The organism is Actinocrispum wychmicini (assembly GCF_004345645.1).
GTDB lineage: Bacteria > Actinomycetota > Actinomycetes > Mycobacteriales > Pseudonocardiaceae > Kibdelosporangium > Kibdelosporangium wychmicini.
The window spans coordinates 637,028-657,880 of the sequence record NZ_SLWS01000001.1; the positions used below are offsets into that span (position 1 = coordinate 637,028).

Sequence of the window (20,853 nt, forward strand, 5' to 3'; positions counted from 1 at the left end):
TCGCGCCTAACCAGCCCAGCAGATCCACTTCTGCAGGGTACGTGAGAAAAGGCGCAGCTCAAGACCGCACGAAATCGGCTACGTAACGAACCGCTTGCCGGGCTTCCGGAATGACGTTTCCGAATGCCTGGAACACGTGGATCTGACCAGGCCATTCCTGCAGCTCGTGCCGTATTTCCGCGGCCTGGAGGGAAGCGGCCAACTGCCGCGAGTCGTCAATTAGACACTCGGTGTCACCGACTTGGATCAAGGTCGGCGGCCACCCTTTCTTGTCCGCTTCGAGCACCGCGAGCCGTTCCTCTCGTGGGTTCCGTTCGCCCAGGTAGGCGTCCCGGCAGGCGGCGATTCCCCGCGGTGCCAGAAATGGATCACGGCGCACGGTGTCCCGGTGCGCGGACAACGCACCGCTCAGGTCCAACCACGGCGAGAAGAACACGGCGTGGCTCGGCATCGGCAATCCCCGGCGGTTCACGTCGCCGAGCAGGCACGCGGTGAGGTGGCCGCCGGCGGAATCCCCGGACAGCACGATCCGGTCCGCCGGAACACCCCGGTCGAGCAGCGTCCGGTACACCGCAAGACAGTCGTCCGCGGCGGCCGGGAAACGGTGTTCCGGTGCTTTTCGGTAATCCGGCAGGAAAACCGGTCGCCCGGTCCGGCGGGACATCGACCACGCCAGGCCCCGGTGCGACCGGGACGAACCGAACGTGAATCCGCCGCCGTGCAGGTGCAGGATCATTCCGTTGGCGATCGACGCGCCCGCGGCCGACACCCACACGCCGCGAACGTTCCCGTACCGCGCGGGCCACATCCTGGTCCCACGCGGCGGCCGGCGCAGCCCCGCACTGTCCAGGAACTGCCTGATCGCCAGCAACCGGACACCACTCGGCGCCCACCGGTCAGCGGCGGGGCGGACGCGCGCGGCGAAGAACTGCTCAAGACGCACGCTCTGCGCGCTGGCCGTCTCGGGGACGTTCATGGTCACGAATCTACGACCGGATACCCGTTACGCGGCCACGGTCTGGCCGGAAACCGCGCGCACGAACTCGCCGATCTGCTTGATCGCCGCGTTCGCCTCGGGCAGCAGTGGCGCGAACCAGTGGAACACGTGCACCTGGCCAGGCCATACCTGCAGGTCGCAGTAGCCGCCGGCGCGCCGCAGCGACCGGGCCATCCGTTCGGAGTCACCCAGCAGGCACTCGGTGTCGCCGACCTGGATCAGCACAGGCGGCCAGCCGTGCTTGCGCACTGTCAGCACGTCCAGACGGTGATGCGTGAGCAGCGTCGGGCCCGCGTACGCCTTTCCGCACCACAGCGCGTACTCCGGCGGCACGAACGGATCCCGGAACGCCGCGTCCCGGTCCGCGAGTTCGCTGCCGGTCAGGTCAAGGAACGGCGACAACATGATCGCGGCGCCCGGCATCGGCAGCCGTTCCCGCGCGATGTCCGCGAGCAGACAGGCCGTCAGATGGCCGCCAGCGGAGTCACCACCGACCACAATCCGTTCCGGGGCGTAGGACCCCAGCAGCCGGCGATAGGCCGCCAGGGCGTCCTCAGCGGCGGCCGGAAAGGGGTGCTCCGGCGCCAGCCGGTAGTCCAGCAGCAGCACCGGCAGGCCGGTCGACGCGGAGATCCGGGCCGCGAGCTGCCGGTGGGTCCTGGGCGATCCGCACACGAACCCGCCGCCGTGCAGGTAGAGCAGCACGCCGTCCTCGGCCGCGTCCTTCGCCGCGATCCACAGGTCGCCGTCCTCGGTCTTCTTGATCTTCGTGCCCAATGGCAACGGGGTCCGGCCGATCGCGTCGAACGCCTCACGCACGATCCGCAACGGTGTGCTGCCCGGCTTGACCACGCCGCCCAGCGTGCGCAGGCTGGCCGCCATCAACCGGGCCAACAGGCGACTGGCCACGCTGGGGGTAGCAGGTAGCTCAACAGCCATGGCGATCGCCTCCCCGACGGTCTCGTCTCCCTTGACGTGACTTCTCTCACTGTAGATCACCGACCAGGTGTTCCGCTGCCCGTCAAAAGTCTTTTAAGGGGTGTGACTAGGGGATACGGTGTCGCTGTGACGGCGACGACGGGGCTGGCAGAGCGGCTGCGAACGGAACTCGGCGCGGACTCGGTGGTCACCGACCCGGACGTGATGAGCAGCTACCAGCGGGACATGATGCCGCTCGCCCCGGCCGGCAGCCCCCAGGTCGTGGTCTTCCCGGCGAACACCGCGCAGGTGCAGACGGTCGTGCGCGCCTGTGCGGAAGCGGGTGTGCCGATTGTGCCGCGGGGCGCCGGCAGCGGGCTGTCCGGTGCGGCGAACGCGATCGACGGATGCGTCGTGCTGGTGACCTCCCGGATGAACGAGATCGTCGAGATCGACCCGGACAACCGGCTCGCGGTGGTCCAACCCGGCGTGATCAACCTGGAGTTCCGTGGCGCGGTGGAGAAGCACGGCCTGTTCTATCCGCCGGACCCGTCGAGTTACGACTGGTGCACGATGGGTGGGAACGTGTCCACCAACGCTGGCGGGCTCTGCTGCGTGAAGTACGGCGTGACCACGGATTCCGTGCTGGGCCTTGAAGTCGTGCTCGCGGACGGCGAGGTGTTACGCACCGGGCGGCGGACCGTCAAGGGCGTCGCCGGCTACGACCTGACGAAGCTCTTCATCGGCAGCGAAGGCACGCTCGGCGTGATCACCGAGATCACAGTGGCGTTGAAGCCGTTGCCGCAAGCACCGGGCACGACCATCGCCGCGTTCTCCTCCACCGAGGCCGCGGGCGCCGCGGTGGCCCAGATCGTTCGCGAAGGCCTTGTGCCGTCCCTGATGGAGATCATGGACGCCTCGTCGATCCAGGCCGTCGAGGAGTACCTGAAGACGGAACTGGGCGCCGGCAAGGGATGCGCGGCCCTGCTGCTGTGCCAGTCGGACGCGGGCGGCGAGGCCGCGCGGCACGAGCTGGAAGTGATCGAACAGGTCTGCCAGAGCGCCGGCGCGGACCTCGCGTACACCACGCACGACCTGGCCGAAGGCCAGATGCTGTTGCAGGCCAGGCGAGCTGTGCTGACCGCGTTGGAGATCTACGGCACCTGGCTGACCGACGACGTGTGCGTCCCACGGACCCGGATCGCCGAACTGATCAGCGGCTGCGAACGGGTCAGCGCCGAGTGCGGCCTGCGGATCGCCGTGGTCGGGCACGCCGGCGACGGCAACATGCACCCGACGATCGTCTACGACGCCAACTCACCGGAGGAGTTCGCCCGCGCCCGCAAGGCGTTCGACGACATCCTCGCGATCGGCCTGTCCCTCGGCGGCACGGTCACCGGCGAACACGGCATCGGCAAGATCAAACGGGACTGGCTGGCCAAGGAGATCGGCCCGGTCGGCATGCGCGTCCACCGGGAGATCAAAACAGCCCTGGACCCGGGGAACCTCTTCAACCCCGGCTCGATGTTCTAGCGCTCGATCCGCTCGATGACCTGGGTGGTCTCGGCCGCGGTGGCCGCCGCGGCCTTCTTCTCCCTGCGCGCCTTGACGAACTCGAACACGATCGGGATCACCGACAGGAGCACGACCAGTACCAGGATCAGCTCGATGTGCTTGGCCACGAACTCGACCTGGCCCAGGTAGAAGCCGAGCACCACGATCCCGGCCGCCCACAGCACGCCGCCGATGGCCGAGTAGGTGAAGTACCGCTTCGGATCCATCTTGCCGACGCCGGCGAACGCGGTGATGAACGTCCGCACGATCGGCACGAACCGGGCCAGGATGATCGCGCGCGGGCCGTACTTCTCGAAGAACTCGTGTGTCTTGTCCACGTACTCCCGCTTGAACAGCTTGGAGTCCCGTTTGTTGAACAACTTCGGGCCGACGGCCCGGCCGATCCAGTACCCGCTCGCGTTCCCGGCGAACGCGCACACCGTGAGAACCACCGCCACCAGCCACAGCGGTTCGGAGATGGAGCCGCGGGCGACCGCCAGCCCGCCGACGAACAGCAGCGAGTCGCCCGGCAGGAAGAACCCCACGAGCAGGCCGCATTCGGCGAACACGATCAGGCAGATCGCCACGAAGAGGTATCCACCGAGGGCGTCGAGCAGATACGTGGCGTCCAACCACTGCGGCAAGATCGACATGGTGTTCGTCACGCCACAACCGTACAGAAGGCAGGTTAGAGGACAGTAATCAGACCGACGACGGCCCCGGCCGCGAGCCCGAGTACCAACGCCAGCAGCAGAACCAGGCCGACGCCGAACCGCTGCCGTTCGCCGACGACGTACGGCACCGGCTCCTCGGCCAGCGTCTCGATCCGCTCGGCCAACCCGTGGTCGCTGCCGGACAGCAACCCGAACCCGGGGCTCACCCCGGGCGCGACCGGCCGGTCCTCGTACGGTGGCGGCGCGTGCGCCGCCTGTGCCCGCAACGCCTGGGCCAGCAGCTCCTCCGGGTCCTTCTCCTTGGCCACGGCCAAACGGTACCCGGGGATCAGCCCTTGACCCACTCACCTCGCGCGAGGACCGCCGTCGGCCGCAGGTCGCTGTCGAGGACCACCAGGTCGGCGGCGAGGCCGACGCTCAGCGCACCGGTCTCCTCGGCCAGGCCGAGGACGGCCGCCGGCCGGGTGGCGGTCGCGGTCACCGCCTCCCGAATGGTGAGCCCACAGTTGTGGACCAGGTTGCGGAACGCCGCGTCCATGGTCAGCGTGCTGCCGGCCAGCGAGCCGCCGCCAGCGATCCTCGGCACCCCGTCGTTGACCGTGACCTCCAGGCCACCCACGTCATAGACGCCGTCGCCGACACCGGCGGCCGCGATGGCGTCCGTGATCAGGACGGTCCGTCCCGGTCCGGCGTGCCGGGCGGCCAGCCGCACCACCGTCGGGTGGACGTGCACGAGGTCAACGATCAGTTCGACGGTGATCCGCGGGTCGTCCAGGAGCACGCCGATCGGGCCGGGCTCGCGGTGGTGCAACGGCCGCATCCCGTTGAACAGGTGGGTCGCCACGGTCGCGCCCGCGTCGATCGCCGGCAGGACACTGGCCTCGGTGGCGTCGGTGTGCCCGATCGCGGCGATCACGCCCGAGTCCACCAGGCTGCTCACCGCGTACACCGCGCCTTCCAGTTCCGGCGCGATCGTGACCATGCTCACCGCGCCCTGCCCGGCGGCCAGCAGCTTGCGGATCGACTGCGGCTCCGGCGGGCACAGGATGGCCGGGTCGTGCGCGCCGCACCGGGCGGCGGACAGGAACGGGCCCTCCAGGTGGATGCCGGCCAGCAGCCCCTCCTGGACCATTTCGGCCAGGGCGGCGACCTGGTTGACCAGTTCCGGCACCGGCCGGGAGACCAGGGACGCGAGCATGGTCGTGGTGCCGTACCGGCGATGGGCCTCCACGGCTGTGCCGACGCGGAGCGGGTCGGTGTCGGTGAACGCCTCGCCGCCGCCGCCGTGGCAGTGGATGTCCACGAAACCGGGGACTATCCAGGCGCCGGCCACATCTGTCACCGCCGCGCCGGACTGTTCTGGGGAGCCTGAGCCGAGCGCGGTGATCGTCCCGTTCTCGACCTCCAGCCACCCGGGATCGAGGACACCGTCCTGTGTCACGACCTTGCCCCCAGAGATCACCAGGTGAGTCATGCCCACGATGATGGGACACGAACCCATCATTGGTCTATACCAACAGACCACCGTCACTCGTGCGGGCGCGCGCCATCCGCCCGGATTTCCCAGGCAGACAGGGCAAAACAGGATCAGGCGGGGCCGGCCATTATTTTCTGCAAAGCATCGAGAGCGCGGCTCGCGGTCGACTTGACGGTGCCCTTCGAGATGCCCGCGGCCTCAGCGATCTCCGCCTCCGACAGCCCGCCGTAGTACCGCAGCACGAGCACCTCGCGCTGCCTGGGCGGAAGCTGCGACAACGCCTGAACGACGGCCTGATGCTCGGCCGTGAGCATGGCCAGGCTCTCCGCGGACCGCGCGTTCACAGCGTGTGGCGGCGTGTAGTCCCGCGCGGTCTTACGGCGACGCAGCACGCTGCGCGACCCGTTCACCACCGCGGTCCGCAGGTAGCCGACCGCGGCCGCGCCGTCACGCAGGTTGCCCCAGTGCCGGTGCAGGCCGGTGAACGCCTCCTGCACCACGTCCTCAGCCGTCGCGGGCTCGTCCACCAGCAACAACGCCAACCTGACCAACCGCATCCGATGGGTTCGGTACAGGTCTTCCAGAGTCAGCTGAGTCGGGACCTCGGCCGCGGGACCGCTGTCCAGGACGCGCAGCCGGCTGAGCGTCTGCTCCACCGTGCGCTCGGCGTTCTGCTGCGGACCGGGCCACATCGGCTGCCCGCCCGGTACACCCTGCGACTGTGGGGGACCACCGCCGTCTCTACCAAGACCTGCCACGCAGTGAGCCTATCGGGCCGCAGCGTGACGTACAGGGTCCGTTTACTGGAACAACGACGATCACCGCCTGCACCGTGGGTAACATCCCGGCCATGGCCTGGTTCACGGTGGACACCACGTACGTCGAAGACCGCGACAAACTGCTGGAAGTGCGCCCGAAACACCGCGACTACCTGCGTGGGCTGGTCGAGAAAGGGCACGTCCTGGTGGCCGGCCCGTGGGCCGACGACCACGGCGGTTTCGTGATCTACCAGGTCGACGACCGCGCCCAACTGGACCGGTTGCTGGCCGACGACCCGTACACCACCGAGGGCATATCGGCTGGTCGCCGGATCGACGAGGTGAAAATCACCCTCGGCGCCTGGCTGCCTCAGTAGGTTCCGCCGAGCTTGGTGTGGTCCCAGCTGACCACCTTGGTCGGCCGGAACACCAGGCCGACCCGTTTCTCGGCCTGCTGGCGGATGAACTGGGCGGCCGCGGTCACCACCTCGTCCGCCCCCTTGGCCATCTTCACCAGCAGTTCGGTGCCGATCCGGACGATCTCTTCGGTTTCTTCGATGATCTCGACGTCGCACTCCATCGAGACGCCCCGCAGCTCCTCGTACACCTCACCGGTCTCGACCAGCACGGTCGCCTCCGGCAGGCGGCGCAAATTCGCCACTTTCTGCGAGCTGCCGTATGTCCACGTGGCGATGCCGTCGCCGGCGGGGATGTAGAACACCGGGACGATGTGCGGCCGGCCCTTCGGGCCGATCGTGGCCACGTTCGCCACCCGCCCGCCGGCCAGGTAGGACCGCACCTCGTCCGGTGTCATCTTGATCTGCGCGCGCCGTGACATGGTGCTGATCTAACCCCGAGCCTCCAGGTCGGCGCGCCCACCCGGCCCGACGATGCTCGACTCCTGCTCGCCGCGCTTGGCGATGTCCTCGATCGCGGCCTTGTCGGCGGCCGGCATGAACCGGCGGCTGGCCAGTTCCACGGCCCGCGGGATCAGGGCCCGGACCAGCTTGAGCACACCGACCCAACTCGGCACGTGGATCACGCGGGACCGTCGTGCGATGCCTTCGTCGAGCAGGTCCACGGCCAGCGACTGCGGGTACGTCTTGCTCAGCAGCCCAGGCGTGCTGGTTCGCAGCGCACCGAACACGGGATGCTTGTCGGCGCTGTTGACCATGTCGGTCGCGATCCACGTGGGGTGCGCGACCCCAACGGCCACCCGGAGATGCTGCACCTCAGCACGCAGGCTGTTGGCGAACGCCTCCACGCCGGCCTTGGCCGCGCTGTACGCGGCGTTGCCGGGGATGTGCACGACGGCCGCGAGCGACGAGATGATCAGCACGTAGCCCTTGCGCTCGATCACGTGCGGCAGGCAGACCCGCACAGTGCGCCACACGCCGAGGAGATCCACCTCGATCACGCGCTCGAACGCCCTGCGGTCGATGGACCGGGCGAATCCGGTGGCCGCGATGCCGGCGTTGGCGACCACGACGTCGATGCCGCCGAAGTGCTCGACCACCCCGGCCACGGCCTTCTCCATCGCGTCCCAGCTGGTGACGTCCGCCTCCCAGAACGCGGCGTCGGCACCGCACTCCGCGGCGACCCGCTTGAGCTCGTCGGGCTCCAGGCCGACCAGGGCGACCTTGGCGCCCTGTGCGGCCATCCGCCGGGCCAGGCCAGCGCCGATGCCGCGGGCCGCCCCGGTGATGAGTACGACCTTGCCCTTGACGTTCATGCGGCCCACGGCTGCCTCCTTGCCCGAACGACCTCGTCCTGGGCCTGAACGTACCGTAACCTACTATCAGTAAGCTACCGTCAGTCAGAAGAGACGTCGGTGAGCTGCTTGATCTCCGCCTCGCTCAGCTCCAGCGTCGCGGACCGCACCAGCGGCGACACCTGGTCGGCCTTGCTGGCGCTCGCGATGGGCGCGACGACCTGAGGCCGCGCTCGAAGCCACGCGAGCGCGACACTCGCGACCGGCGCCTGGTACTTCGCCGCGATCTCGTCGAGCGCTCCCAGGACGCGCTTGCCGCGGTCGTCGTAGTACGCACGGGCCGCACCGGCACGCGGGCTGCCCTCACCGTCGTTGGGATTACCGCGGTACTTGCCGGTAAGGAACCCCCTGGCCAGTGAGTAGTACGGGAGCACGGCGAGGTTCTCGCGGGCCGCGAGCGGTGCGTAGGTCGTCTCGTAGTCCGAGCGGTCCACGAGGTTGTACTTCGGCTGCAGCGCGACGTACCGGGTGAGGCCCTCGCGGTCGGCGAACTCCAGGGACGCCGTGATCCGCTCCGGGCTGAGGTTGGACGCCCCGACGTACCGGACCTTGCCCGCCTTGACCAGCGCGTCGAACGCGGTGACGGTCTCCTCCACGGGCGTGTCCAGGTCGTCGAAATGCGCCCAGTAGAGGTCGATCACATCGGTCTGCAGCCGTTTCAGCGACGCGTCCGCCGCGTCCCGCACGAACTTGGCCGAGAGGCCCTTGAACTGCGGGTGCGCACCGACTTTCGTGGCAACCACGACGTTGTCCCGGTTGCCCCGCGCGGCCATCCACTCGCCGATGATCGTCTCGGACTCACCGCCCGAGTTGCCCGGGGCCCACGCCGAGTACGAGTCGGCGGTGTCCACGAAGTCACCGCCGCCTTCGGCATAGGCGTCCAGCACAGCGAAGGACTCGTCCTTGTCGGCCCGCCAGCCGAAGACGTTGCCACCGAGGTTGAGCGGGAACACATTCAGGTCGGTTCCGGGAATGTTCGTCATCCGTCGAACGTATCCCTATGTGCTGGATACGCACACAGTCCGGGAGGAAATCTCATGACGCAGGTCGGCAAGGTCGGCATCTGGAGCAGCTTCCACCTCTGGCCGGGGAACCAGGAGTTCGCCGCGGAGCTGGAAGAACTCGGCTTCGGGGCGTTGTGGCTGGGCAGTTCGCCCGGTGACGACCTCAAGATCGTCGAGGACCTGCTGGACGCGACGAAGACCTTCACGGTCGCGACCGGGATCGTGAACGTGTGGAAGGACGACGCGGCGTCGATCGGGGCGGCGTTCCGCCGGATCGACGCGAAACACCCGAACCGGTTCCTGCTCGGCATCGGCGCCAGCCACAAGCTCTTCAACACCCAGTACGAGAAGCCGTACGACAAGCTCGTGTCCTATCTGGACGGTCTGGACGCGGCCGGTGTGCCCGAGTCGAGCCGGGTGTTGGCGGCCTTGGGCCCCAAGGTGTTGGAGCTCTCGGCGGCCCGTTCCGCCGGCGCCCACCCGTACCTGACCACTCCGGAGCATTCCGAGACGGCACGGAGGATCCTCGGCCCGGACAAGCTGCTGGCCCCGGAACTGGCCGTCACCCTCGAACCGGACCTTGCCGAAGCGCGCGCGACGGCCCGGGTGTACCTGGCCACCTACCTGCAACTTCCCAACTACACCAACAACTTCAAGCGCCTTGGCTTCACTGACGACGACTTCGCCGACGGCGGCAGCGACCGGCTGGTGGACACCCTGATCCCGCACGGTGCGGACGCCGCACTGGCCAAAGCCGCCGAGCACCACGAGGCCGGCGCCGACCACGTGAACATCCAGGTGATCACCCGCGACTTCACGCTGTCCAAGGACGGCATCCGCGCACTCGGCGCCGCCCTACCCCGATGATCTGTGGAACGCGGGGCGGCTGCCGCGGTTGCGTCGGGACTTGAGCCACGCCAGCCGGTGCTGGGTCTCGGCGTAGTGGTCGGTGATGGTGACCCGGGCGGTGTCGAACGAGTGCAACACCGCCCGGTTCAGCTCCAGCGTGGCGCGGTCCCGCCAGAGCGTCCGGTCGGTCGACGTGTCCAGTCCGAGGTGGATGGCGACCGGCCGGAGCATCGCGTACGCCGACTCGTCGGCGAGGCTCCTGGTTCCGATGTCCGTGCCCACGAACCAGGTGTTGAACGGCGCGGCGGGATAGTCGACGCCGCCGATGCGCAGCCGCATGTTGGTGATCACCGGCACGGCCGGCCACCGTAAGCCGAGGTCCGCGAACCACGGCAGGTCCGGGTGCGTCAACGGCACCTCGAGGACGACCTCCGTCGGCAGGTTCACGAACGTCGGATCCGCTGTGCCCGCGCTGACGACGAGCGGCAGGTGGTCGAAGGCGCCGGCCGGGGACGGTGGTCGCCAGCCGAGTGCCGTGACCCAGTCGGTGAACTCGGCGTTCCGCGCGTCGCCCCGGTCGTGGTGGCCGGCGTAGCTGACCAGGTGGGCGTTCCAGATCCGCGGGCCGGGGTGGTCCGGCCGGTCCGGCGCGAAGACCGTGACCAGCGGCTGGATCCGGCCCTGGTTGGTGGCCAGCCGCAGGTGCTCGAAGCACTGCGCGGCCACGGCGTGCGCCTTGTGGATGCCACGGAGGTCACGCACCTTGAGCCGGCGCCACGGCAGGCCGCTGGTGCACCACCCGCTGTCCCGCAATGCCACCCGGGCGCCGTAGCAGAGTTCCTCGTGGGTGTGCCGGTAGGTGCCGGTCTCCTCGATCTCCGCGCGCACCACGTCCAGCCGCCGGCGCAGGGCGCCTGCCTCGGGGTGCGCGTCGTGGAACATCCGCAGGAAGTCCTCCGCCGCCGCGAAGGTGACCGATCCGCCGGTGATCGTTTCGTTATAAAGCGCGGTCACGGCCGGAAATCTACGGCCCGCGCGCACGCTCCCGACACTGCCAGACGGGTCACCTGGCCAAGCCAGCCGATCGGGTGACCCAGCACACCGTGGGTGACCCGCTCGGCAGCTTGACCGCGGACTTGAGATCCCTAGCCGGTGATGTCGACGCCCTTCCAGAACGCCACCCGGTCCTTGATCTCGGCGGCCGCGTCCTTCGGCTCCGGGTAGTACCAGGCCGCGTCGGGGTTCTCCGCGCCGTCCACCCGCAACGTGTAGTAGCTGGCAGTGCCCTTCCACGGGCACACCGAGGTGGTCTCGGACGGCTGGAGGTACTGCTGTTGAACTGAATCGATCGGGAAGTAGTGGTTCCCCTCCACGACCACGGTCTCGTCACTCTCCGCTATCACTGTTCCGTTCCAGCGTGCTGTCGCCATAACCCCAGTTTGCCCCTCGTAGGATTCGGCTGCACACGGCATTGCCGAGCCCTGAGGAGGACGAGACCGATGCCCATCGCAACACCCGAGGTCTACGCGGAGATGCTGGACAAGGCGAAGCACAACGAGTTCGCCTACCCAGCCATCAACGTCACCTCCTCGGAGACCCTGAACGCCGCGCTGCGAGGCTTCGCCGAGGCGCAGAGCGACGGCATCGTGCAGGTGTCCACCGGCGGCGCCGAGTTCGCCTCCGGCACCAAGGTGAAGGACATGGTCACCGGCGCCACCGCGCTCGCCGAGTACGCCCACGTGGTGGCGGCGAAGTACCCGGTGAACATCGCGCTGCACACCGACCACTGCCCCAAGGACAAGCTGGACGGCTTCGTCCGCCCGCTGATCGAGATCAGCAAGGACCGTGTCGCCCGCGGCCAGAACCCGCTGTTCCAGTCGCACATGTGGGACGGCAGCGCGGTCCCGATCGACGAGAACCTGAAGATCGCGGCCGAACTGCTCACCCAGACCGTCGAGGCCAACATCATCCTCGAGGTCGAGATCGGCGTGGTCGGCGGCGAAGAGGACGGCGTCGCCAACGAGATCAACGAGAAGCTGTACACCAGCGAAGAGGACTACCTGAAGACCCTGGACGCCCTCGGCGCGGGCGAGCGCGGCCGGTACCTGCTCGCCGCGACCTTCGGCAACGTCCACGGCGTCTACAAGCCCGGCAACGTGAAGCTGCGCCCAGAGGTGCTGAAGCGCGGCCAGGAGGTGGCCGCCCAGAAACTCGGCCGCCCCGCCGACGCCAAACCCTTCGAACTGGTCTTCCACGGCGGCTCCGGCTCGGAACTCTCGGAGATCCACGAAGCGCTCAGCTACGGCGTGGTGAAGATGAACATCGACACTGACACCCAGTACGCCTTCACCCGCCCGATCGCCGACCACATGCTCAAGAACTACGACGGCGTCCTGAAAATCGACGGCGAAGTGGGCAACAAGAAAGCCTACGACCCCCGCAGCTACCTGAAGATCGCCGAACAAGCGATGGCCGCCCGAGTCACCGAAGCCTGCCAGCACCTGAAGTCCGCCGGCCGCATGCTCGCCGGCTGACCCACACCGATCGAGTGAAGTCCGTGCGGGCGGACCGTTCGCACGGACTCACTGTTGCCAAAGCCCCTTTCCAAGCGCCCCAACGGATAGACTGGCCCCGGGGTCGCCCCCGCGCGAATTCCAGGGGTCGTCGCAACATGGGTTGATCAACTGGCTTCGGCGAGGAGCCTAGCCAGGCGTTCGGCTGGGGTCTCCGAGTCGAGCGTTTTGCGTGGGCGGCTGTTGAGTTCGGCGGCGATGGCATCGAGGTCGTCGCGGGTGTGTCGGGACAGGTCAGTGCCTTTGGGGAAGTACTCGCGCAGCAGGCCGTTGGTGTTCTCGTTGCTGCCGCGTTGCCAGGGGCTGCGTGCCGATCGCGGACTTGCGGGCTTTGCCGATGATCAGGTCGCCTTCCCAGTGGCCGGGGATGGCTCGGTCCGCGGCTTCGGCCGGAGGCTCGCTGATCATCACCATGTCGCGGGACATGCGGGGTTGTCGTGTGGTGGCCTGTCGGTGGGGGGCGGCGCAGGGCACGCCCAGTGCGCAAGGCGCGGGTCAGCTCGCGGCGCAGTTCGCCGCGTCCCTGGACATTGAGGGCGTGGTAGATCGTCTCGTGGGTCTCGCGCATCTCCGGCCGGTCGGGGAAGCGTGCCCGCAGCGCGTTGCTGATCTGCTCCGGGCTCCATCTCATTGTCAGGTGGCCCTGGACGAACTCGCGCAGCTCGGGATTCTGGGCGATCTTGCCCGGTTTCGGGCGTGGCCGGCGAGCGTCAGCGCGGGCCTGTGCGGCGTGGGCCGGTACTGGCCATTGTCGGGGTGCCGGTTGCGGTGGACTTCCCGGCTGATGGTCGAGGGCGCTCGACCCAGTTCGGTCGCGATGGTGCGAAGGGACGCCTTCTCTCGCAGCCGGTCTGCGATTCGGATGCGCTCGGACTCCAGCAGATAGCGAGAAGGGCCTGCCGAGGGCGGCTCCCGATAGATCGGGGATGCCGCCCTCGGCAGGCCCTTGCTCGGAGAGGGTGGGGACTTCGCTGCGGATGGTCGGCCGGGAGACAGGACGAAGCACCGGTTTGTGGTGCGAGCACGCACCTGGTTGAGGCCCGGCGCTCGTTGCGTTGTCAGCCGAAGGGCGACCGCTCGCCGTTCGCGTCGTACAGCTTCACGTTGTCGGCTCGGATGGGGATTCCCGTGTCCGGGGCCGCGGCGACCGCGCGCCACGCGTCCAGGTGTGCCTGGGATTCCCACCGCTCGAAGTTGTTCACCCGGGCGGGGTTCAGTGGGTCGGCGGTGATGGCCAGGTCGAGGCAGCCTGGGGCGGCGCGTCCCCGGCGCAGGAGGTCGTGGTGGGCGGCGACGAACGTGTCGCGGTGCTCCGGGTCGACTTCCAGGTAGCCGGCGATGATCAGCATGAGTGCCCTTCCGATGATCAGGGTCGTCAGTGATCAGACAGTGGACGCCGGGGAAAGTCATCGGGTACCGGCATGGCGATCGTTGGTGACCCTCGCGGCGCCGGCGAGCCTGCTGGGCTGATTTGATGGGTGTCATGCACGATAACCTGCTTGGCCCGGAGCCCACGTTGTTGCCCGACCGTGCGGAGCAGCAGGCCGCTGTCGACGGTGGCACGGATGCCGCCGAGGTCGTCGCCACCTGGCCGGACTTCAGTGAGGGGTGGGCGATCCTGGCCGAACGCGCGTTGGCGAACGACGAGACGGTCGCGGCGTACGCCTATGCCCGCACCGGCTACCACCGGGGGCTGGACCAGTTGCGTCGCTCGGGGTGGAAGGGCTTCGGTCCGGTCCCGTGGGCGCACCGGCCGAACCGGGGTTTCCTGCGCGCGCTGGCGGCTTTGGGCCGCGCCGCGCAACGGATCGGGGAGACCGAGGAGTATGAGCGGGTCAGGAAGTTCCTGACCGACTCCGACCCGGCCGCCCCCGGCATCTAGGACGGCCGGGAGACGCCTCAGCAGCGGCCGAGCATGGACGTCAGAGCGGACTTCTCGGCGCTGTTGACGGTCAGCGCCCACTTGTACTTCGAGGCGACCCACATCCGCGCGTAGGTGCACCAGTACGACGTGAGTGGCGGCTTCCAGACGTCCGGCGACTTGTCGCCCTTGGCCTGGTTCACGTTGTCGGTGACCGCGATCAGCTGTGGGCTGGACAGGTCGTTGGCGAACTGCTCGCGTTTGGCGGTCGTCCAGGAACGGGCGCCGGTGCGCCACGCGTTCGCCAGCGGGACGACGTGGTCGATGTCGACGTCGGACGCGGCGTGCCAGGTGGCGCCGTCGTACGGGCTCAACCAGGTGCCGGAGGTGGCCGAGCAGGACGCACTGGTGACGACGTTGGTGCCGTCCCGCTTGAGCACTGTCTCCCGTGTGTCGCACGTGCCCGACACGATGTGCCAGTGCGGGAACAGGTCGCGGCTGTAGCCGGTCATGGTCCCGTCGGCCGCGACGGTCAGCGACGCGAGTTCCGACCGGGCCGTGGCAGCGGTCGGGATGCCCGGCGGGGTCGCGTTCGCGACACCCACGAGACTCAACAGGAGCGCGAGGACAAGCGGCAGGGTCCGTAAGGCGTTCTTGGCGGACATGTCACCTCCGTGTTGTGGGTCACGTCGACCGTGACTCACGGAGGTGACCAGAGACAACACCTTCGGGTGACGCCTTGGCGACTGACCGTTAAACGACACCTCGGGCGACGCGCAGGTCCTCGGTGTGCCGGTACCACGTCCACCGGGTCATCGGCCGTGGATGGACCGTGCCGTCCTTGACCGGGACGATCGGCAGGGTGCCGAGCTGGAACGCCCGGCCGTGCAACTCGCGCAAGCGTTTGCCTGTCAGGCCGCGGTGGATCACCTTCACGACGACACCCTGCGGACCGGGTGTGACCTCCACCGCGCTGACCTTCCCGCGGAACGCCAAGGTGTCGTCGCAGTAGCCGACGCCCTTGGTGGTGCCGATCTCACCGAGGCCGACCAGCACGCCACCGGCGTCGTCGCGGACCAATGGGACCGAATCCACCTCGCCACCCAACGCCACCGCCACCGCGTCGCCATGCACCCCCCAGAGCGCGAGCACGGCCGAGTCCTTGGTCGGTACGAACCCGACCACGACACTCCCGAGCAGTTCCCGGCGCATGATCCGCAGCACAACGGCGGCCAGGTCAGCGTCGGTGCCGAGGACCACCAGACGGCGGTCGCCGAGGGTGCCGAGCTGGGGATCCACCTCCGGACGGCCGGGTGTCGCGGCCACTTCGAGCACGTCGACGCCGTCACGCTCGGTCAGCTCCGCGAACCGACGGTGATTCACGGCATCGCCGCAGGCCAATACGAGTGCACCCAACCCAAGCTCCTGGTCTAGTCTTCAGCACCGGCATTTCGCACACCGATCCATCTGGAGTTTCACATGCCGGCCATCGTGCTCATCGGCGCCCAGTGGGGCGACGAAGGTAAGGGCAAGGCAACCGACCTGCTCGGTGACCGCGTCCAGTGGGTCGTCCGCTACCAGGGCGGCAACAACGCGGGGCACACCGTCGTCCTTCCCGACGGGCAGGACTTCGCGTTGCACCTGATCCCGTCCGGCATCCTCACCCCGGGTGTGACCAACGTGATCGGCAACGGCGTGGTCGTGGACCCCGGCGTGCTGCTGGCCGAGCTGTCCGGCCTTGAAGCCAGGAACGTCGACACCGGCAAGCTGCTGATCTCGGCGGACGCGCACCTGATCATGCCGTACCACGTGGCGATCGACAAAGTGACCGAGCGGTACCTCGGCAAGGCGAAGATCGGCACGACCGGCCGCGGCATCGGCCCGTGCTACCAGGACAAGGTGGCCCGCGTCGGCGTGCGCGTGCAGGACCTGCTGGACGAGAAGATCATGCGCCAGAAGGTCGACGCGGCACTGGACTTCAAGAACCAGGTGCTGGTGAAGGTGTACAACCACCGCGCGCTGGACCCGAACCAGGTCGCGGACTCGGTGCTGGCGCAGGGCCAGAAGTTCCTGCACCGGATCGCCGACACCCGGCTGCTGCTCAACCAGGCCCTGGAGCGCGGTGAGAACGTGCTGTTGGAGGGCTCCCAGGGCACGCTGCTGGACGTCGACCACGGCACGTACCCGTTCGTCACGTCCTCGAACCCGACCTCCGGCGGGGCCAGCGCGGGTTCGGGCATCGGCCCGACCCGGATCACGACCGTGATCGGCATCCTGAAGGCGTACACGACCCGCGTGGGCTCCGGTCCGTTCCCGACCGAGCTGACCGACGAGATGGGCGAGCGCCTGCGCAAGTCCGGCGGCGAGTTCGGGGTCACCACCGGCCGCTCGCGGCGCACCGGCTGGTTCGACGCCGTGATCGCCCGGTACGCCGCCCGGGTCAACGGGATCACCGACTTCTTCCTGACCAAGCTGGACGTGCTGTCCGGCCTGGACACCGTGCCGATCTGTGTCGGGTACGAAGTGGACGGCCGCCGGGTCGACGACATGCCGATGACCCAGACCGACGTGCACCACGCGATCCCGGTGTACGAGGAGATGCCTGGCTGGTGGGAGGACCTGAGCGAGTGCCGCGAGTTCGGCGAGCTGCCGGCGAACGCGCGGGCCTACGTGGAACACCTGGAGGAGCTCTCGGGCGCCAGGGTCTCCGCGATCGGCGTCGGCCCCGGCCGGGACCAGACCATCGTCCGCCACGACATGGTCCGCTGAACACCCCGTCCACATCCCGGGACCCACTATTCGGGAGGCGTTGACGGCCCGCTGACGGGCCCGAACACTCGGCCCCATGAGTGGGACATCACTCGCCACGCGGCCGGTGGTCGGGCAACCCGTTGCGGCGCCGTCGAAACGGCGGCGTTGGCGGCTTCCTGACCTGCGCAGGTGGATCAGTCCACTTGCGATAGTCGGGCTGTGGCAGCTGGCGAGCGGCACCGGCCTGCTGCCGGCGGACAAGCTCAGCTCGCCGTGGACCGTGCTGCGGTCCGGCGTCGAGCTGGCGCGCAGCGGTGAGCTGGGTGAGGCGTTCGTCGTCTCGTTGCGGCGGGTGGCCGTCGGGTTCGTGATCGGCGCGGTCGTCGGGCTGGTGCTCGGCATCGTCTCGGGGTTGTCGAAGTGGGGCGCGGCACTGGTCGACCCGCCGGTGCAGATGCTGCGGACGTTGCCGTTCCTCGGGCTGATCCCGTTGTTCATCCTGTGGTTCGGGATCGGCGAGGAGCCGAAGATCGCCCTGGTGGCGCTCGGCGTGTCGTTTCCGTTGTACCTCAACGTGCATTCGGCCATCCGGGGCACCGAGCCGCAGCTGATCGACGCGAGCAGGGTCCTCGGGTTCACCAGGGTGGAACGGCTTCGGCACGTGGTGCTGCCGTCGGCGGTGCCGCAGACCCTGGTCGGGGTCCGGCAGTCGTTGGGGGTCGCCTGGCTTTCGCTGATCGTCGGCGAGCAGATCAACGCCGACGCGGGACTCGGGTATCTGATCAACAACGCGCGTGACTTCCTGCGCACGGACGTCATCGTGGTCGGCCTTGTCGTGTACGCGATTCTGGGCCTGGTCACCGATGCCCTGGTGCGGCTGCTGGAACGGAGGGCGCTGCGATGGCGGGGGTGACGGTTCGCGGCCTGACCAAACGGTACGGCGAGCGGGTCGTGCTCGACCGGCTGGACCTGGACATCGCGCCGGGCGAGTTCGTGGCCTTGTTGGGGCACAGCGGTTCCGGTAAGTCGACGCTGCTGCGGGTACTCGCCGGGGTCGACCGGGAAGTCGAAGGTGAGGCGCGGGTCGACGGCACGGTGTCCATGGCGTTCCAGCAGCCGCGGTTGCTGCCGTGGCGACGGGTGTGGCGCAACATCGTGCTCGGCCTGCACAAGCCGGACGCCGGTCGTGAGCTGGCGCTGAAGGCACTGGCCGAGGTGCGGCTGGCCGACCACGCCGACAAGTGGCCGCGCACGTTGTCCGGCGGCGAGGCGCAACGCGTGTCGTTGGCTCGGGCTTTGGTGCGTGAGCCCGACCTGCTGTTGCTGGACGAGCCGTTCGCGGCTCTGGACGCCTTGACCCGGTTGGCGATGCACCGGCTGGTGCTGGACCTGTGGCGGGCGCACCGGCCGTCGGTGCTGCTGGTCACGCACGACGTCGACGAGGCGTTGCGGCTCGCCTCCCGGGTCCTGGTGCTGTCCGGTGGCCGGATCGTCAGTGAACACACGCCCGGCGAGCACGTCCGGGCCGCCGTCCTCGCCGACCTTGGAGTGAGTGAAAGTGCGACTGCGTAACGGAATTCTGGTGGCCGTGGCGGCGGTGTCGTTAGCCGCGTGCGGTACGGGAACGTCCGCGACCGGGGACGACCTGACCAAGGTCGTGTTGAAGGTCGGTGACCAGAAGGGGTCGTCGAAGGCCCTGCTGACCGCGGCGGGCCTGGACAAGGCGCCGTACCGGATCGAGTGGTCGACGTTCACGTCCGGGCCGCCGCTGCTGGAGGCCGCGTCCAGCGGGGCGATCGACATCGGCGCGGTCGGCAACACACCGCCGATCTTCGCCGCGGCGGCGAACGCCAAGATCTCGGTGGTCAGCTCCGCCAAAGGGAACGTGACCAGCGACGCCGTCCTGGTGCCGGCGGACTCGCCGCTGCGGTCCGTGCAGGACCTGCGGGGCAAGAACGTCGCGGTGGCCAAGGGCAGCTCGGCGCACGGCCAGATCCTGCTGACCCTCAAGGCCGCCAATCTGTCCACAAAGGATCTCAAACTGAACTTCCTGCAGCCTGCGGACGCTTACGCCGCGTTCACGCAGAAGCGCGTCGACGCGTGGGCGATCTGGGATCCGTACACCTCGCAGGCGCTGCAGGAAGCCAACGCCCGCGTGCTCGTCGACGGCACTGGAACGGCGAACGGCTACTCGTTCCAGGTCGCCGGCCGGACCGCGCTGGCCGACCCGGGCAAGTCCGCGGGCATCAAGGACTACGTGACCCGGATCGCGAAGGCCGAGAAATGGGCCGACACCCACCACGGCGACTGGGCCAAGGCGTGGTCGGCCGACACCGGTCTGGTGATCAAGGTGACGACGGCGGCCACCGACGCGGGCCCGGACCTGCCCGTCGCACTGGACGACGAGGTGGTCCGGTCCGAGCAGCGACTCGCCGACGCCTTCACCGACGACCGGACCCTGACGTCCAAAGTGGACTTCCAGGCGTTCGTGGACAAGCGGTACGCGGCCGACCTGGACGCGGCAAGGAGCAACTCATGAGCATCACCCTGCACTGGTTCCTGCCCACGTCGGGAGACGGCCGAACGATCGTGGAACGCTTCCACGCCAACCGTTCCCTCGGCGCGCCCGCGCAGCGGCCGGCGGACATCGACTACCTCGGCCAGGTGGCCCGCGCCGCCGAGCAGCTGGGCTTCACCGGCGTGCTGACCCCGACCGGGACCTGGTGCGAGGACGCCTGGCTGACCACGGCCGCGCTCATCTCCCAGACGTCCAGGCTGAAGTTCCTGGTGGCGTTCCGGCCCGGCGTGATCTCGCCGACCCTGGCCGCCCAGATGGCCGCCACCTACCAGCGGATCTCCCGCGGGCGGCTGCTGCTGAACGTGGTGACCGGCGGCGACGCCATCGAGCAGCAACGGTTCGGCGACTGGCACGACCATGACCAACGCTATGCCCGGACGGACGAGTTCCTGACGATCGTGCGTGGCGTGTGGACCGGCAAGCCGTTCGACTTCGACGGCGACCACTACCGGGTCGCGGGCGCCACCGTCCTCGCGCCGCCGGATCCGCTCCCGCAGATCTACTTCGGTGGCTCCTCCCCGGCCGCGTTGCCCGTGGCGGCCCGGTCCGCCGACGTGTACCTCACCTGGGGCGAGCCGCCCGCGCAGGTCGCCGAGAAGATCGCCAAGGTCCGCGCGCTGGCCGAGGCGCACGGCCGGAAGCTCCGGTTCGGGATCCGGCTGCACACCATCTCCCGGGACACGTCCGAGGAAGCCTGGCGGGAGGCGGGCAAGCTGCTGGACGCCCTCGACCCGGACCAGGTCGCCAAAGCCCAGGCGCAACTCGCGGCCAGCGAGTCCGTCGGCCAGCAGCGAATGGTCCAGCTGCACCGCGGCGCGCTGGACGCGGGCGTCCGTGGCCTGGAGATCCATCCGGGCCTGTGGGCGGGCATCGGCCTGGTCCGCGGCGGCGCCGGCACCGCACTGGTCGGCAGCCACGCCGAAGTCGCCGACCTGATCGCCGAGTACCACAGCCTGGGCATCGACGAGTTCGTCCTGTCCGGCTATCCCCACCTGGAAGAGGCGTACTGGTTCGGCGAGGGAGTCCGTCCCGAACTGGCCCGCCGCGGCCTGCTGACCGACGAACGCGCCCTGGCTCCAGTTGGGTGA

At 68.8% G+C, this 20,853-nt stretch carries 26 protein-coding genes and 1 pseudogene; 10 read left to right on the forward strand and 17 right to left on the reverse strand.

The annotated features are described in order from the left end of the window. Positions 1-58 precede the first annotated feature (58 nt). Both EV192_RS03120 and EV192_RS03125 read right to left on the reverse strand, forming a co-directional pair. Positions 59-976 carry an alpha/beta hydrolase gene (locus EV192_RS03120; protein ID WP_132110856.1) on the reverse strand — a complete coding sequence of 306 codons (918 nt, stop codon included), beginning with the start codon at positions 974-976 and terminating at the stop codon, positions 59-61. Positions 977-1,003: 27 nt separating this feature from the next. After that, positions 1,004-1,936 (reverse strand): alpha/beta hydrolase, encoded by a 933-nt coding sequence (locus tag EV192_RS03125; RefSeq protein WP_132110858.1) that lies wholly within the window; start codon positions 1,934-1,936, stop codon positions 1,004-1,006. Positions 1,937-2,062: 126 nt separating this feature from the next. On the opposite strand from EV192_RS03125, the gene EV192_RS03130 reads away from it, so the two are divergent. After that, positions 2,063-3,448: an FAD-binding oxidoreductase gene (locus tag EV192_RS03130; protein WP_243726601.1), complete on the forward strand. Its 1,386-nt coding sequence runs from the start codon at positions 2,063-2,065 to the stop codon at positions 3,446-3,448. Here the strand turns inward: EV192_RS03130 and EV192_RS03135 are convergent. The 4 genes from EV192_RS03135 to EV192_RS03150 all read right to left on the reverse strand — a co-directional run bounded on the left by EV192_RS03135 (position 3,445) and on the right by EV192_RS03150 (position 6,312). Continuing rightward, a complete protein-coding gene (locus EV192_RS03135; protein ID WP_132112935.1) occupies positions 3,445-4,122 on the reverse strand; it encodes a DedA family protein in 678 nt (225 codons plus the stop codon). The genes EV192_RS03130 and EV192_RS03135 overlap by 4 nt on opposite strands. A 35-nt stretch (positions 4,123-4,157) precedes the next feature. Continuing rightward, positions 4,158-4,451 (reverse strand): hypothetical protein, encoded by a 294-nt coding sequence (locus tag EV192_RS03140; protein ID WP_132110860.1) that lies wholly within the window; start codon positions 4,449-4,451, stop codon positions 4,158-4,160. Between the two features lie 20 nt (positions 4,452-4,471). Beyond that, positions 4,472-5,617: an N-acetylglucosamine-6-phosphate deacetylase gene (gene nagA / locus EV192_RS03145; RefSeq protein WP_132110862.1), complete on the reverse strand. Its 1,146-nt coding sequence runs from the start codon at positions 5,615-5,617 to the stop codon at positions 4,472-4,474. 113 nt (positions 5,618-5,730) lie between these two features. Further along, positions 5,731-6,312: a SigE family RNA polymerase sigma factor gene (locus EV192_RS03150; protein ID WP_132112937.1), complete on the reverse strand. Its 582-nt coding sequence runs from the start codon at positions 6,310-6,312 to the stop codon at positions 5,731-5,733. A 158-nt stretch (positions 6,313-6,470) separates the two neighbouring features. Here EV192_RS03150 and EV192_RS03155 point away from each other — a divergent pair, with 158 nt between their 5' ends. Further along, positions 6,471-6,755, forward strand: coding sequence for a YciI family protein (locus tag EV192_RS03155; protein WP_132110864.1), 285 nt, complete (start codon positions 6,471-6,473; stop codon positions 6,753-6,755). On the opposite strand, the gene EV192_RS03160 is transcribed toward EV192_RS03155, so the two are convergent. The 3 genes from EV192_RS03160 to EV192_RS03170 form a co-directional block, all read right to left on the reverse strand. Further along, positions 6,749-7,216, reverse strand: coding sequence for a pyridoxamine 5'-phosphate oxidase family protein (locus tag EV192_RS03160; protein WP_132110866.1), 468 nt, complete (start codon positions 7,214-7,216; stop codon positions 6,749-6,751). The genes EV192_RS03155 and EV192_RS03160 overlap by 7 nt on opposite strands. 9 nt (positions 7,217-7,225) lie before the next feature. Then, positions 7,226-8,110: an SDR family oxidoreductase gene (locus EV192_RS03165; protein ID WP_132112939.1), complete on the reverse strand. Its 885-nt coding sequence runs from the start codon at positions 8,108-8,110 to the stop codon at positions 7,226-7,228. A gap of 80 nt (positions 8,111-8,190) precedes the next feature. Further along, positions 8,191-9,132, reverse strand: a complete 942-nt coding sequence (locus tag EV192_RS03170) for an aldo/keto reductase (protein WP_132110868.1) — start codon at positions 9,130-9,132, stop codon at positions 8,191-8,193. Between the two features lie 54 nt (positions 9,133-9,186). On the opposite strand from EV192_RS03170, the gene EV192_RS03175 reads away from it, so the two are divergent. Beyond that, entirely contained in the window at positions 9,187-10,020 is an 834-nt protein-coding gene (locus EV192_RS03175; protein ID WP_132110870.1) for an LLM class F420-dependent oxidoreductase, read from the forward strand. Here EV192_RS03175 and EV192_RS03180 read toward each other — a convergent pair. Together EV192_RS03180 and EV192_RS03185 are read right to left on the reverse strand one after the other, a co-directional pair. After that, on the reverse strand, positions 10,009-11,016 hold the full coding sequence (locus EV192_RS03180; RefSeq protein ID WP_243726602.1) for a nitric oxide synthase oxygenase: 1,008 nt from the start codon (positions 11,014-11,016) through the stop codon (positions 10,009-10,011). The two genes, EV192_RS03175 and EV192_RS03180, sit on opposite strands and share 12 nt — an antisense overlap. A gap of 131 nt (positions 11,017-11,147) precedes the next feature. Further along, positions 11,148-11,432 carry a DUF427 domain-containing protein gene (locus tag EV192_RS03185; RefSeq protein WP_132110872.1) on the reverse strand — a complete coding sequence of 95 codons (285 nt, stop codon included), beginning with the start codon at positions 11,430-11,432 and terminating at the stop codon, positions 11,148-11,150. Between the two features lie 69 nt (positions 11,433-11,501). Here EV192_RS03185 and fbaA point away from each other — a divergent pair, with 69 nt between their 5' ends. Next, on the forward strand, positions 11,502-12,536 hold the full coding sequence (gene fbaA / locus EV192_RS03190; protein ID WP_132110874.1) for a class II fructose-bisphosphate aldolase: 1,035 nt from the start codon (positions 11,502-11,504) through the stop codon (positions 12,534-12,536). 146 nt (positions 12,537-12,682) lie between these two features. Here fbaA and EV192_RS57645 read toward each other — a convergent pair. The 4 genes and pseudogenes from EV192_RS57645 to EV192_RS03200 all read right to left on the reverse strand — a co-directional run. Further along, a pseudogene (locus EV192_RS57645) lies at positions 12,683-12,883 on the reverse strand (transposase); the annotation flags it as partial. Next, positions 12,810-13,001 (reverse strand): hypothetical protein, encoded by a 192-nt coding sequence (locus tag EV192_RS57650; protein ID WP_481728357.1) that lies wholly within the window; start codon positions 12,999-13,001, stop codon positions 12,810-12,812. The gene EV192_RS57650 and the pseudogene EV192_RS57645, both read right to left, overlap by 74 nt. Positions 13,002-13,208: 207 nt before the next feature. Then, entirely contained in the window at positions 13,209-13,733 is a 525-nt protein-coding gene (locus EV192_RS57655; protein ID WP_481728358.1) for a helix-turn-helix domain-containing protein, read from the reverse strand. Beyond that, complete coding sequence (locus tag EV192_RS03200) at positions 13,634-13,924, reverse strand: putative quinol monooxygenase (RefSeq protein WP_132110876.1); 291 nt, start codon at positions 13,922-13,924, stop codon at positions 13,634-13,636. The genes EV192_RS57655 and EV192_RS03200 overlap by 100 nt, the downstream gene beginning before the upstream one ends. Positions 13,925-14,058: 134 nt before the next feature. On the opposite strand from EV192_RS03200, the gene EV192_RS03205 reads away from it, so the two are divergent. Further along, positions 14,059-14,457 (forward strand): DUF3151 domain-containing protein, encoded by a 399-nt coding sequence (locus EV192_RS03205; protein ID WP_132110878.1) that lies wholly within the window; start codon positions 14,059-14,061, stop codon positions 14,455-14,457. Positions 14,458-14,474: 17 nt separating this feature from the next. On the opposite strand, the gene EV192_RS03210 is transcribed toward EV192_RS03205, so the two are convergent. Next, positions 14,475-15,101: an HNH endonuclease family protein gene (locus EV192_RS03210; protein WP_132110880.1), complete on the reverse strand. Its 627-nt coding sequence runs from the start codon at positions 15,099-15,101 to the stop codon at positions 14,475-14,477. A gap of 88 nt (positions 15,102-15,189) precedes the next feature. Beyond that, complete coding sequence (locus EV192_RS03215; protein WP_243726603.1) at positions 15,190-15,819, reverse strand: hypothetical protein; 630 nt, start codon at positions 15,817-15,819, stop codon at positions 15,190-15,192. A 96-nt stretch (positions 15,820-15,915) separates the two neighbouring features. Between EV192_RS03215 and EV192_RS03220 the strand changes: the two genes are divergently transcribed. The 5 genes from EV192_RS03220 to EV192_RS03240 all read left to right on the forward strand — a co-directional run bounded on the left by EV192_RS03220 (position 15,916) and on the right by EV192_RS03240 (position 20,853). Further along, on the forward strand, positions 15,916-17,205 hold the full coding sequence (locus tag EV192_RS03220; protein ID WP_132110884.1) for an adenylosuccinate synthase: 1,290 nt from the start codon (positions 15,916-15,918) through the stop codon (positions 17,203-17,205). 76 nt (positions 17,206-17,281) lie between these two features. Continuing rightward, positions 17,282-18,100 (forward strand): ABC transporter permease, encoded by an 819-nt coding sequence (locus tag EV192_RS03225; RefSeq protein ID WP_132110886.1) that lies wholly within the window; start codon positions 17,282-17,284, stop codon positions 18,098-18,100. Beyond that, on the forward strand, positions 18,088-18,759 hold the full coding sequence (locus EV192_RS03230; protein WP_132110888.1) for an ABC transporter ATP-binding protein: 672 nt from the start codon (positions 18,088-18,090) through the stop codon (positions 18,757-18,759). Before EV192_RS03225 ends, EV192_RS03230 begins: the two co-directional genes overlap by 13 nt. Continuing rightward, positions 18,740-19,726: an ABC transporter substrate-binding protein gene (locus EV192_RS03235; RefSeq protein ID WP_424923334.1), complete on the forward strand. Its 987-nt coding sequence runs from the start codon at positions 18,740-18,742 to the stop codon at positions 19,724-19,726. Before EV192_RS03230 ends, EV192_RS03235 begins: the two co-directional genes overlap by 20 nt. Then, positions 19,723-20,853, forward strand: a complete 1,131-nt coding sequence (locus EV192_RS03240) for an LLM class flavin-dependent oxidoreductase (protein ID WP_132110890.1) — start codon at positions 19,723-19,725, stop codon at positions 20,851-20,853. Before EV192_RS03235 ends, EV192_RS03240 begins: the two co-directional genes overlap by 4 nt.